This window comes from Geojedonia litorea (genome assembly GCF_042654525.1).
GTDB classification, from domain to species: Bacteria; Bacteroidota; Bacteroidia; order Flavobacteriales; family Flavobacteriaceae; genus Geojedonia; species Geojedonia litorea.
The window spans coordinates 86,457-99,980 of record NZ_JBHSGP010000004.1; the positions used below are offsets into that span (position 1 = coordinate 86,457).

General features: G+C 35.8%; 11 protein-coding genes. 3 read left to right on the forward strand and 8 right to left on the reverse strand.

All coding sequences use genetic code 11. The annotated features are described in order from the left end of the window. Window positions 1–3: 3 nt before the first annotated feature. Together ACFO5O_RS00405 and ACFO5O_RS00410 are read left to right on the forward strand one after the other, a co-directional pair. Window positions 4–1,299 carry a phosphoribosylamine--glycine ligase gene (locus tag ACFO5O_RS00405; RefSeq protein WP_387959854.1) on the forward strand — a complete coding sequence of 432 codons (1,296 nt, stop codon included), beginning with the start codon at window positions 4–6 and terminating at the stop codon, window positions 1,297–1,299. Window positions 1,300–1,304: 5 nt separating this feature from the next. Then, on the forward strand, window positions 1,305–1,769 hold the full coding sequence (locus ACFO5O_RS00410) for a GNAT family N-acetyltransferase (protein ID WP_387959856.1): 465 nt from the start codon (window positions 1,305–1,307) through the stop codon (window positions 1,767–1,769). On the opposite strand, the gene ACFO5O_RS00415 is transcribed toward ACFO5O_RS00410, so the two are convergent. The 6 genes from ACFO5O_RS00415 to folE all read right to left on the reverse strand — a co-directional run bounded on the left by ACFO5O_RS00415 (window position 1,756) and on the right by folE (window position 6,162). Continuing rightward, window positions 1,756–2,256, reverse strand: coding sequence for a DUF192 domain-containing protein (locus ACFO5O_RS00415; RefSeq protein ID WP_387959858.1), 501 nt, complete (start codon window positions 2,254–2,256; stop codon window positions 1,756–1,758). The genes ACFO5O_RS00410 and ACFO5O_RS00415 overlap by 14 nt on opposite strands. A 3-nt stretch (window positions 2,257–2,259) precedes the next feature. Next, the gene (gene lgt, locus ACFO5O_RS00420; RefSeq protein ID WP_387959860.1) at window positions 2,260–3,084 is read right to left on the reverse strand and encodes a prolipoprotein diacylglyceryl transferase; all 825 of its coding nucleotides are present in this window, start codon (window positions 3,082–3,084) and stop codon (window positions 2,260–2,262) included. 176 nt (window positions 3,085–3,260) lie between these two features. After that, window positions 3,261–3,500: a membrane protein insertion efficiency factor YidD gene (gene yidD, locus ACFO5O_RS00425; protein WP_387960424.1), complete on the reverse strand. Its 240-nt coding sequence runs from the start codon at window positions 3,498–3,500 to the stop codon at window positions 3,261–3,263. Between the two features lie 56 nt (window positions 3,501–3,556). Next, entirely contained in the window at window positions 3,557–5,038 is a 1,482-nt protein-coding gene (cysS, locus tag ACFO5O_RS00430; RefSeq protein ID WP_387959862.1) for a cysteine--tRNA ligase, read from the reverse strand. Window positions 5,039–5,068: 30 nt separating this feature from the next. Further along, complete coding sequence (locus tag ACFO5O_RS00435; RefSeq protein WP_387959863.1) at window positions 5,069–5,431, reverse strand: four helix bundle protein; 363 nt, start codon at window positions 5,429–5,431, stop codon at window positions 5,069–5,071. Window positions 5,432–5,484: 53 nt separating this feature from the next. Beyond that, complete coding sequence (folE, locus tag ACFO5O_RS00440; RefSeq protein WP_387959865.1) at window positions 5,485–6,162, reverse strand: GTP cyclohydrolase I FolE; 678 nt, start codon at window positions 6,160–6,162, stop codon at window positions 5,485–5,487. A gap of 205 nt (window positions 6,163–6,367) precedes the next feature. Between folE and ACFO5O_RS00445 the strand changes: the two genes are divergently transcribed. Next, entirely contained in the window at window positions 6,368–10,786 is a 4,419-nt protein-coding gene (locus ACFO5O_RS00445; RefSeq protein ID WP_387959867.1) for a T9SS type B sorting domain-containing protein, read from the forward strand. Window positions 10,787–10,854: 68 nt separating this feature from the next. On the opposite strand, the gene ACFO5O_RS00450 is transcribed toward ACFO5O_RS00445, so the two are convergent. Together ACFO5O_RS00450 and ACFO5O_RS00455 are read right to left on the reverse strand one after the other, a co-directional pair. Then, window positions 10,855–12,372, reverse strand: a complete 1,518-nt coding sequence (locus ACFO5O_RS00450) for an OmpP1/FadL family transporter (protein ID WP_387959869.1) — start codon at window positions 12,370–12,372, stop codon at window positions 10,855–10,857. Between the two features lie 31 nt (window positions 12,373–12,403). Next, window positions 12,404–13,519 carry a hypothetical protein gene (locus ACFO5O_RS00455; protein ID WP_387959871.1) on the reverse strand — a complete coding sequence of 372 codons (1,116 nt, stop codon included), beginning with the start codon at window positions 13,517–13,519 and terminating at the stop codon, window positions 12,404–12,406. Between the last annotated feature and the right edge of the window lie 5 nt (window positions 13,520–13,524).

Consider the following 13,524-nt stretch of genomic DNA (forward strand, 5'->3'; position numbering starts at 1 on the left):
GCGGTGAAAACTACAACATTCTCTCCTAAAAAGTTTCTATTCGTTTCTCGATGGGGAGAAACTTTAGATATAGCCTACAGTACTTCACTTGAAGGCCATAAAGTTAAAATGTATATAGAAGATCGATCTTCTAGAGAAATTGGTTTTGGATTTGTTAAGAAAGTTCAAAACTGGAATGCACATGTTGATTGGGCAGATATCATCATTTTTGATTATACTGGGTTTGGTCAACAATGTGAAGATTTGCGAGCCTCCGGAAAATTTGTGATTGGAGGTACCAGGTATACTGATAATTTAGAGTTGGATAGAGATTTTGGCCAGTCAGAACTTAAAAAGCATGGCGTAAAAACACTGCCTTATAAAGAGTTTTTTAGCTTTCAAGAAGCCATCAAATACATCGAACAAAACCCAAATTCCTATGTTATTAAACCTTGTGGCGAAACCCAAGAATTAAAGCAATTACTGTTTGTTGGAAGTGATGATGAAGGCTTAGATGTGATTAGAGTACTTAAGGCCTATGAACGTTCTTGGGGTGATGATTTTGGAACCTTTCAGTTGCAACGAAAGGTGAAAGGTGTTGAGATTTCGGCCTCAGCATTTTTTAATGGGACCGAGTTCTTGTATCCAATTAATATCACTTTTGAACATAAAAAATTCTTTCCAAAAGAATTAGGCGTGTCTACCGGCGAAATGGGTAGCAGTATGTTTTGGGTTAATGAGTCGCCCATTTTTGATGCCACATTAAAAAAGTTCGAATCTACTTTAGCAAAGCAAAAATTTGTTGGTCATATTGATATTAATTGCATTGTTAATGGCAAAGGGATTTATCCCCTAGAGTTTACATCAAGGTTTGGTTATCCACAGGTTTCTATTCAAAGAGCAGGGATTAATGAGCCTGTTGGTGAACTACTTTATAAAATTGCAACACGGCAAAAGTTTAAAATCAATGTGAAAAAGGGGTTTCAGGTTGGTGCATTTATTGTGGTGCCTCCTTTTCCTTATGATGATAAAAAAACATTCGAATTGTTCTCAAAAGATGCTGTTGTTGTATTCAAAAAAAATGTAAAAGAAGGCGTACATCCGTTTCACTTAAAAATGGTTAATAACGAATGGTTGATTACCGGAAATACAGGTGTACCAGTATTAGTTACAGGAACAGGTATAACTATGAAAGAAGCACAAAAAATGATGTATAATAGAATTCAAAACATCATTATTAATAACAGTTATTATAGAACCGACATTGGTGATCGATGGTTTGAAGATTCTGATAAACTTTGGTCTTGGGGCTTATTATAGATACAATGAAACTGAAAAATTTCACAACAAAAGCACATGCGTTTTTTAATCTTTTACCTGCTGACTGGCAGGAGGTAATTGTTCCACATTGGGATGCAATTAAAAGCACAACATTAGTTTATGTAATTGTTGAGCAAAAGCAGATTGTTGCAGGAGGGTTAGTGTTTTCTAAATGCCCTCCTGATATGATGTATTACGAAAAACAAGCCAAGAAATTGTTCAAAAAGGATAATATATATCTTGGTTTTATTTATGTAATGACTCCTTATCGAGGGCGAAATTTGGGATCTCTATGGTTAACTAAAATAAAGGAACTCTATCCTAAACAAGGCTTGTGGTTGGCTATTGAAGACCAGAGTTTAGACCGATTTTATATTAAAAATGGATTTGAACACATCGATACTATTTTAACTCCTGATCAACAACAAGAATTCGTTTATGCCTATAAGCCGATTCCTAAAGTTTTGTAAATTGTATCTTGTCTCCAGGTTGTAATTCCCAGGTATCTGTAAGTCCTGCATTAACTTCTAAAACATATTGAGCGGGTGCTGTTGAAGGTAGCGCAGTTTCGTCTAAAGGTTTAGCGTTTTTTGAGATACTCACTATAATTTTATCCTTATCAATATAAATGATATCCAACGGGATTTCGGTATTTCTCATGTAAAAACTCCTGTAATCAGAGTCGGGAAAAATAAACAGCATAGCATGTGATGTGTTCATATGTTGCCGGTACATCAATCCCGTTTGGGTTTCGTAGTCGTTGTCTGCAATTTCAATATCTAAAGTAGCTATAACCGAATCGGTTTCCGCTTTTAAAAGCATCAATTCGCCTTCTTTTTTAAACTCAATGGTGACCGGAGTTATTTTCGATTTGCTTTTTTCTTCTTTACATGATAAGGTAGTTAAACCTAAAACACCTAAAAAAGCTACTATGTTTAAAATTTTTATGAAACGCAATTTTTAATTTTGTTTTGGTTTGTGAACAAACATAAAATATAAACCAATTAAAATAAATGGAATGCTTAACCACTGTCCTGTATTGAGGTTTAAAAAGCTGATATATTCATCACCTTGAGGCTCTTTTACGAATTCTACACAAAAACGAACAGCCCAAAGTAACACTAAAAACAGACCAAATAGAAAACCTTCCTGCTTACTTTTGTTGGTTTTCCAGTACACAAATAGAAGTATTAAAAAGACAAACACATAACAAAATGCTTCATAGAGTTGAGCAGGATGACGTGGAAATTCTTCACCTAATTGCTTAAATACTACTCCAAAATCTGATTCTGTTGCTTTACCTATGATTTCAGAATTAATAAAATTTCCAATTCTTATGGCAACAGCACCTAATGCAACTGGTATAACTACGCGATCCAATATCCAAACGAGCGACTTTTTAAGTACCTTCTCATTATATAAATACATGGAAATAATCATACCTATAGCAGCACCATGGCTAGCAAGGCCTCTAAAACCGGTAAAATGCATTCCTCCTTTAAAACTAAAAGGTAAAAAGATGCTAAAAAAATCTTCTTTAAAAAGTTCGGGCTGGTAGAAAATCACATGGCCTAATCGAGCACCAAGCATAATCCCTAACACCGAATAGATAAATAGGGAATCTAGGGCCTGACTGCTTTGACCTTCATTTTTATAAATACGTTTTGTGATGTAAAAGCCAAGTATAAAGGCAATTATCCACATCATACTATAATAATGAAGTGTGAAATCGCCAAACAGATGGATGCCTTTAGATGGATCCCAAACAAATTTTAATAGGTACATAATTGTTAATTTACTTTGGTAAATATACTATTTTGTGATTGACCAGCAGGCAAGGAATTGTTAATTAATCTTTTTTGTCTGGAACAAGATCATAACCGGATTTCCCCCAAGGCGACAGAGCGTAAAGAAAATGTATAGTATACATTTTTAGCGAATGGGCGAGCTGGCGCAAGGGATTAGTTGTCATCCTTTTCTGGAACAGGATCATAACCGGATTTCCCCCAAGGATGACAACTAAAAATCCTTTTTAATGCCAGTTTACCACCTTTGAGCAATCCGTGTTTTTCAAGTGCTTCTTTTGCATAATGAGAACAAGTGGGCTGAAAACGACAAGTTGCAGGAGTTAAAGGAGAAATCAGGGTTTGATACACTTTTATTAAAAGTAAAAAGGGATATATGAGTATTTTTTTCAATATGAACTTTGTTTAGTTGGTAGATGTTAAGCTGGGATACCTTAACATTTTAAATCAACCTAATTTGTCGAAAACGTTGTGCCTTCTTTACCATCCTGAAGTTGGATCCCAACCTCGGCGAGTTCGTCACGAATTTTATCAGATAATGCAAAATCCTTGTTAGCTCTGGCTTCTTGACGTATTTTTATTAAAAGCTCAACAGCGCCAGAAAGTTTATCAGTGTCAGTTTCAACTTTGGTTACATTCACTAATCCTAAAATATCAAAAACAAAGGCATTCATGGTAGTCTTGAAGGCTTCAAGATCATCCTGTGTTAAACTTGCCTGTCCTTCTTTGATTTGGTTGATGAATTTAACGCCTTCAAATAAATTAGCAATGAGAATAGGTGAATTGAAGTCATCGTTCATGGCATCATAACAACTTTGCTTCCAATCTGAAATATTGATAGAGGAAGATTCTGAAGCTTTTAGTTCGTCCATAATATTGATGGCATCCATTAGCCTGTAAAACCCTTTTTCACTTGCCAAAAGCCCATTATTGGTGAAATCCAAAATGCTTCTGTAATGCGCTTGTAGCATAAAAAATCGCGCTACACTTGGAGCATAGGCTTTTGTGATATGCGGATTGTCTCCAGAAAATATTTCATTAGGTAAAATATAATTCCCTGTAGATTTTGCCATCTTCTTCCCGTTCATGATTAGCATATTGGCGTGCATCCAATAGTTTACAGGTGATGCATCATTACAAGCTTCGCCTTGGGCAATTTCACATTCGTGATGCGGGAATTTTAGATCCATACCACCACCGTGAATATCAAAATGCTCGCCAAGATATTTAGTGCTCATAGCCGTACATTCCAAATGCCACCCAGGAAATCCATCACTCCATGGTGATGGCCAACGCATAATGTGCTGCGGTTCGGCCTTTTTCCAAAGGGCAAAATCTTGTGGATTCTTTTTGTCACTTTGTCCATCAAGTTCACGTGTGTTGTGTATGAGATCCTCAACATTACGTTTACTTAATATGCCATATTGCTTGGTCTGGTTGTATTTTAAAACATCAAAATAGACTGAACCATTGACCTCGTAGGCAAGTCCCTTTTCCAATATAGTTTTGATGATTTCAATTTGTTCAATAATATGTCCTGTAGCCGTTGGCTCGATACTAGGAGGTAAGAAGTTAAATTTGTTAAGAATGTTATGAAAGTCTACAGTATAGCGTTGTACGACTTCCATAGGTTCAATTTCTTCTAAACGCGCTTTTTTGGCAATTCGGTCTTCACCTGCATCAGCATCATTTTCTAAATGTCCAGCATCAGTTATATTTCTAACAAAACGAACTTTATATCCTAAATGTTTTAAATAACGGAAAACCATATCAAATGACATAAAGGTTCTCACGTTGCCCAAATGCACATTACTATAAACTGTTGGGCCACAGACGTACATGCCAACATGACCCTCATTTATAGGCTTAAAATTTTCTTTTTGACCGGAAAGTGTATTATAAAGTTTTATCTGTTGTGTCTGAAATAATTGCATTTTTGTTGTTTGGCGTTTTTAGTTAAGTCGTTAAGAATTTGTGAAATGATTGCGTAATGCATTTAACTTATTTGTAATTGACTCAACCTCAAACCTAATAGTGTTATATTGTTCAACGGATATAAGGTCTAATTCTTTTGAAATAATAGATTGGTTTAATAACTCTAAAGCTGAACTATAAGCTAGAGTCATAAAATGAGCTTTATCTTTGTTTGTGAGTCTTGCGGTTCCTTCTGAAATGTTAGACGAAATTGAAATAGCACTTCTCCTCATTTGTGATATCAATCCAAATTTTTCATCGTTGGGAAATAAATCTGTCAACTTATAAGTATTGACTGCCAAGTTAATAGCTTCTTTCCAAACATCCAATTTTTCAAAGGAATATATGTGCATAATACATATGAAAATTAAAGGGACAACTTTACGACAAGCAGCTTCTCAAAAAACTAAAACTGTGTATCTAATTTAATATAATCCAAAAACTCTCTTCGTGTTTCTTTCTCTTTAAATTTTCCGCCAAATTCTGAAGTTACAGTACTACAATCAATATCTCTAATACCTCGTGAGTTAACACATAAATGTTTAGCATCTATAACGCAGGCCACATCTTGAGTATTTAAAACAGTTTGAAGCTCTTTTACAATTTGAATAGTTAAGCGCTCTTGAACCTGTGGTCGTTTAGCAAAGTAATCTACAATTCTATTCATTTTTGAAAGCCCAACCACTGTCCCATTCGAAATGTAAGCTACATGTGCTTTTCCAACTATAGGTAAAAAATGATGTTCACAGGTAGAGTACACAGTAATGTTTTTCTCTACTAGCATTTCACCATATTTATACTTGTTTTCAAAAGTAGAAGCGCTTGGTTTTTTATCAGGATTTAGACCTCCAAAAAGTTCTTTCACAAACATCTTGGCAACACGTGTTGGTGTACCATTCAAACTATCATCTGAAAGGTCTAAACCTAAAGTCTCCATGATATGGCGAACATCATCCTTTATGATATCAATTTTTTCCTCATTGGTAAGTCTGAAGGCATCACTTCTCATAGGTGTATCTGATGAAGTTCCTATATGATTATTTCCAAGAGACTCGAAGTCTTCAATGTCTTTTTCTATTTTCATACTATGAATTCTAAATTTGACTTTAGATTAAACAGAAGGCAAAGATAAGCATTTATAAAAATCATATGCTAAATTATAATATAAAACGTTATACTTATGGACTTTTGAATACAATTGGTCGTATAATTAACAGTTTGTTATCTTAAATTTATTAATTTTCACAACTTGTATTTAAAGTAACAATGAAGTGGTGTAGTTTGCATTGATGGGTTATTTTGAATCATTTATCAAACATAAAATTAGAGATGAGAAGTATATGACTAGTAAAAGGTCAATTTTAATATGTTTTCTGTTTTGGATTGTCATTGGTTTTGGTCAAGATATCACCATGCAAAATGGAACGTTTTCACAATGTTCTGGAATATTTTATGATTCTGGGGGAGCAAATAGCGATTACGCTAATAATGAAAGTTTTGAAATAACAATATGTCCTGATAGTCCAGGACAGAAATTGCAGTTAAATTTTATGACTTTTAATATTGCTGGTGATGTGATGCAACTATTCAATGGAAATACTGCAACTGCACCTTCACTTGGTAATTTTTCAGGAACGAATAGTCCTGCTCTCATTTCGGCAACCTCTACTAACAGTACGGGGTGTATTACAATTCGATTTTTCTCTGATGCCACCGTTCCATCAACTGGATGGTCAGCTAATATTTTGTGCTATACGCCTTGTCAAACCATTACTTCACAATTGGATAGCGCGACACCTGCACCAGATTCCAATGGTTATATAAAAGTTTGCCCTAACGAAACAATTAACCTAACTGGTAGTGGATTGTTTTCTGATGATGGAACTGGAGCAACGTATGAATGGGATTTGGGAGACGGAAATACAATCGCTGGACAAACGGCTAATTTTTCATATCCTAATCCAGGTGTATATAAAGTTAATTTGAATATTAGGGATACCAATACATCTGTTGATCCTTTAGGTTGTCGTAATACAAACTTAATCAATCAAGTCATTCAAGTAGGTAATCCGCCAGATTTCACAGGAACACAGGCTGCAAATTCTACAATATGTTTTGGTGATACCACAACCATTGAAGGCGTTGTTACCCCAGTGACTTTTGTTCAGGATTGTGCGCCTCCAGTTAGCGGAACCACGTTTTTGCCTGATGGTACAGGTGCTCAATATTTTACCTGTATTACTGTAGATTGTTATGCTTCAGGCCAAACCCTTACAGACGTAAGTCAGCTGTTAGAAATTTGTGTAAATATGGAGCATTCCTATTCTGGTGATTTAATCATTACCATAATTTCACCAGATGGAAAGGAAGCAGATTTATTTACGCAACCTCCTGGAGCACCGGCAGCTAATTATTTTGGAAGTCCTTTAAAAGATGATACAATGGTTCCAGGAACGGGTGCAGACTATTGTTTTTCGATGTCGGCCTCTACTTTATTGGAAAATGGAACAACGGTTAGTGCTGGTACCCCAGCCGCACCATCATGGGCTCCTGGGACGTATTTGCCTAAAGAGTCGTTTTCTAATTTGGTTGGAAGCCCCTTAAATGGTCAATGGTGTTTGAGAGTGGTTGATAACCTTCCTATAGATAGTGGATACATATTTTCATGGGGAATGAATTTTGATCCGAGTATTCAGCCAGCTGACCTAACCTTCACACCTGTCATAACCTCTGAAGCTTGGGATACAGATCCTTCAATTACCAATACTTCAGGTTCTATAATTACAGTTCAGCCCGCAACATCAGGAACCCATTGTTATACTTATCGGGTTATGGATGATTTTGGATGTGAATATACCGAGCAAGTTTGTATAGATGTATTACCTGAAATTATTACGGCGCCAGCCAATGATTTATTCACATGTGATATGGGTGCACCGCATATTTTTAACCTAACCGAAAATTCAGCTGTTGTGATTGCAAGTGCGCCAAATCCATCGGACTTAGTTGTTACTTTTCACCAAACTTTAGCCGATGCAGATTCAGGATTAAACAGTATTAGTACTGCAAGTAGCTATTCGGGTGCAGATGGGCAAATCATTTATACACGAATAGAATATCAAACTTCTGGATGTTATGAAATTGAAACCTTCACTTTAAACCTAACAAATCCACCTACTATAAACCCGGTAACTGATTTAATGACTTGTGATGATGTCTCAAATGACGGTTTCGAGACTTTTGATTTAGAATTGCAGACTGCAGGAATACTAGGGGCGCAACCTGCTTCAGATTTCAACGTATCTTATCACATCAGTTTTTCTGAAGCTGATAGTGGTACAAATGCGTTAACGAGTCCTTATACCAATACCGTTAACCCGCAAGGAATTTTTGTTCGCGTAGAACGAGCAGGAGAACCAAGTTGTTATTCGGTTTCAGCATCACCACTTTTTAACCTTGAAGTTAATTACAGAGCAATTGCCAACACTGTAAGTAATTTGGAGGTTTGTGACGATATTACAAACGATGGATTTTCTCAATTTGATCTCACAGTTCAAGACAACACAGTACTTGGTACTCAAGATCCTTTACTATTTACTGTGAGTTATTATGAAAATTCTGCTGACGCTAATGCCGGTAATAATCAAATTTCTAACCCTACAGCCTATATTAATTCAAGTTCTCCACAAACCATTTTTGTTAGAATTGAAGAAAATGCAAATCCAATTTGTTATAGTATTACTTCATTTGAAATTATTGTAAATTCATTACCTGCTATTGTCTCTCCAACACCTTTAGAAGCCTGTGATGATACAACAGCTGATGGTATTACTGAATTTGATCTAACGGTTAAAGACAATGAAATTACTGCAGGAAATCCAGATTTAGTGGTAAGTTATTATGAGACAAATGCTGATGCACAAGCTCAATCCAACGTAATTCTAAATTCAACAGCTTACTCCAATCGATCTGTGAACGGATTGCCTGCTAATCCGCAAATGCTTTATGTTGCAGTTACAGACGTAACAACCAATTGTATAAGTTATACAACTTTGGAATTGCTAGTTCTTCCTAATCCATCACCGAATGATGATGCTAATGATCTTGTGTTGTGTGATGACGTTAACCCAGGAAATTTGCAAGAAATATTCGATTTAACTACAAATGAAGCTTATATTTTGAATGGCCAGGTTGGGGTTACGGCTTCTTATTATACTTCCCAATCCAATGCCGAAGGAAATATTAACGCTATTGCTACTCCTACAGCATATCAAAATACGACCAATCCTCAAACCATTTTTGTTCGTGTGAGTGATGATGTTACAGGGTGTTATACTGTTGTTGATTTTGATCTTCTTGTTGAACCTTTACCTGTTGCAACTGCAATGACTAATTTAGTTGTTTGTCAGGATAATTCTACGGGATTTTACGCTTTTGATTTGGAGAGTAAAACTACAGAAGCTTTGAACGGACAAGATCCAATGCTATTTTCGGTAACCTATCACCAATCACAGGCAGATGCTGATAATTTAATGAATCCCTTGGTAAGTCCTTATACAAATACGTCTAATCCTCAACAAATTTTTGTAGCGATAACCAATACTTCAACAGGTTGCTCAATAAGTACACCTAGCTTTTTTATTGAAGTGCAGGAAATTCCAGAAGCTAATGGCGATGGTCAACCAATAACTTATACCATATGTGATAATAGTGGTAGTAATGACGGATTTGCACAATTTGATTTAACCACTCAAAATGCCGACGTACTTGATGGCCAAGACCCATCCAATTTTTCAGTGACCTACTTTTCAAATACTACAGACGCCAATAGCAATATAAACCCAATACCAACAGTTTATGAAAATTCAACCAATCCACAAGTCATATATACTCGAGTGGACGATAACACCACAGCTAATGCTATTTGTTATGCCATTACACCCTTAACTTTAGAAGTTAATTTGCTGCCTGAATTTGATTTAGAAGACAACTATATATTATGTGTTAATACAAATGGAACGGAAGTAATTGGGCCGCCACTTTTAGATACTGGCTTGTCTGCAAGTAATTATAGTTTTGAATGGCGCTATAACACAGTTGTAATTCCAACTGAAACAAATCCAAGTCTTCTTGCAACAATGTCTGGTACATATAGTGTTGTGGTAACAAATAATACGTCAGGATGTCAAGCTTCTGATAGTGCAGAAGTTGAGGAAAGTGAACCTCCTGTAGTAACAGCCAATGTTACTTCAAATGCGTTTGCAAATAACCATGTAGTTGTGGTGACGGCTGTAGGTTCTGGTGATTATGAATTTAGTCTAGGTAATGGACCATGGCAAGACAGCAACACTTTTGAAAATGTACCAATGGGGGAACATGTAGTAAGTGCAAGGGACAAGATAGGATGTGGATTATCTTCCACAACGGTGACCGTTATTGATTACCCATTATTTTTTACTCCTAATGGCGATAGTTTCAATGACACTTGGAATATTAAAGGTTTGGAAAACCAGAACAATGTTGCTATTTATATTTATGATAGATTTGGAAAACTGTTAAAACAAATCAGCGCTTCGGGAGATGGTTGGAATGGAACATATAATGGTGCATTAATGCCTTCAAATGATTATTGGTTTACAGTTCAATATGATGATGTAAGTACAGGTGTTCGTAAAGAATTTAGTTCACATTTTTCGTTAAAACGATAAATGGATAGACAGAAAACAAAAAAACCACCTTAAACAAGGTGGTTTTTTTGTTTTCTAGATGTAAACTTTTATAAGCTGAATCCTAAAGATAGGCTAATGTTGTTCACTTTAGAATCAACGGTTGCAGCATTAGTTAAGCCAACAGCATATAGTTGGTTGTTAATGCTTCTTTCTGAACTGTCGTATGCTAAATCTAATTTCATATTACCAAAATTATAACCTAAACCTAGAGAGAATCCTGTGAGGTCACCATAAAAGGATTCGTCTACATAAGGACTTTCTTCAAATCGATAACCGCCTCTAAAACTTAATTGCTTGTGTCGGTATTCTCCTCCAAATCTATAAGTTGAGGCCGCCTTAAGGCTATTGCTCATAAGATCATTTTGGGAGGCAAAATAAGCATCGGATGTTGGTTTAAACTTTGTGCTTCCAAAATCTTTCCTTGAATAATCAAAACTGATTAATCCCTCTTCGCCAAAAACGTAAGCAAGACTTCCTGTAACTTTTCCAGGCGTTTGAAGTTTGTATTCTGGAAAGATGTTGATGGTATTTGGATTGATAATTTGATTGATATTTGAACCGTTTTCATTTCTAACAGTTTCTAGATATTGTGAAGTTTCTTCAGTAATATTAAACCAAGTTGGTGAATTGTAGGTTAAACCTGCTCTTATTTCTTTACTCAATTTGAGAATTGCACCCAACTGAAAAGAAAATCCTGTTCCATTTGTATAAAGATTATTTTCAAAGCCAACTTCATTTACCAAAGACCCCGGATTTGTATTTGATTCATACAAATAGGTTGTTCGTTCGTAATTGATAAAGTGGGAATTTAGATTTAAACCAACATATAGATTATCTTGATATTGCCCTGCCGCATTAAAACTTAACTTTCCATTATAGCCTCTTGCAGCGTATGTATAATCATGATAAAAAGCGCCTGAAGCCATATTAAGCGTGTAGCCCGTATTGTCATCAGTATCCATATTTGGCTCTAAAATGTAAGATTCATAACCTAAAAAGGCTTGTTGGTTGGCAAAACCATAAATTGAACCAATTTCGGAATAAGCCTCTTCTAAGCTTTCCCCAGGTAATGCAGAAATTTCGTCAAGTCGAAGACCTTGTGCATAGGCTAAAAAGTAATTACCAACAGTGTTATTGGCATCACCCACGGCAAACCAATAATTATCAAAGTTGGAAAGTTTATCATAGTTTGCGCTCAACACAAATTTTCGCCATGGTGAATTTGAATTGGTATTTGAAAATACCAACACCGCTCCTAATTGATTCAAATCAAATTTAGATTCTGACGCAGAACTTAAACCATTAAAATAGGAAACATCATTGTTAACATCTAAATTAGACAGAGTGAATGAGCCATGGCTGCGCATAAATATCGCTGAACCTGCGGGGTTAATACTCACAGCCGACATATCACCACCCAAAGCTCCAAAGGCACCTCCCATTGCTCTAAATCGAGCCGTTCCTTGTACTTCATCGAGTGAAAATCTTACGGCATCACTTATGTCTTGAGCGATCATATTAGACATGCATAGGGTACCTATGAATAGTAAACTTAACTTTTTCATAACCAATTTTTAATTTTTAGAATAATATGAATTACTGATTTCCTCTTCTACTTGTTGATCTTGAACTGCTGCTACCAGATGATCTCGAACTACTACTGCTGCCTCGACTTATGTTACCTGATGAAGATCTTGAAGAAGAACTTCTGTTAATATTAGATCTTGTAGATGAACTTCTGCTACTAGACGAACTCCTGTTATAACTTGGTGAATTATTTGATCGTCTTGAGCTGCTCCTAATTGCAGAGTTTGATCTAGATGATGAATTTGTTCGAGGTCGAATTGAAGAATTAGATCTTGTTGTGGTTCTCGGTCTAACCGTTGAATTATAACCACGTCTGTTAGTATTTGAATTCACACTCGTTCGAGGTCGAGTTGCTGAACTGCTTCTTGAGATTGTAGATGAACTTCTTCTATTTAAAGTTGATGTTCTATTGGAAATCGATGATGAGCTTCTTCTATTTAATGTTGAAGATCTTCCGGTGCTTGAGGTGTAATTAGTACCATTATAGTTCGTCAAAGCGCCACGTCGCCCAGAGTTGTAAGCAACATTACGGTTTCCATAATTGTTGTAATATCTAGGATATCTGTTATAATGAGGGCTATAAAATGCATAACCGCCATAATAACCGCCATAAAAGGCATTGTATCCATAAAATGGAGGACACCAGAAAGGATCGTAAAATCCATAACCGTAGCCCCAATTATTCCAAGTATTCCAAGCATAAGGACTATACCATCTGTTATATGGACGATACCACCAATTCCCATAGCCGTAATTAGAATAGACATTGATAGTTAAATCTGTACTGTTTTGCCCCCAGCCAGCATATCCTGTTTGAATCTCTGTATTTTCATCTTCAACATAATCACCCTCATAAGAATCAATATCTGTAAAAATCACACCTTCTTCTGGGATATTATCATATTGTTGAGATTTTTCAGCGAAGTAATTTTTGTAATAGCCGTTGTTACTGGCAACAGCAGATTGTTGGTTTGTGTTTTCTACATATACGACTTCATCAGCCCCATAAATACCATCATTATCATAACCAACATATTGGTATGATCCACAAGAAGCTAATATGAGGGTAAAGCTTAGTGCAACATAAAATGGCAATTTCGATTGTAAGTTAGTTTTAAATTGCATATCTC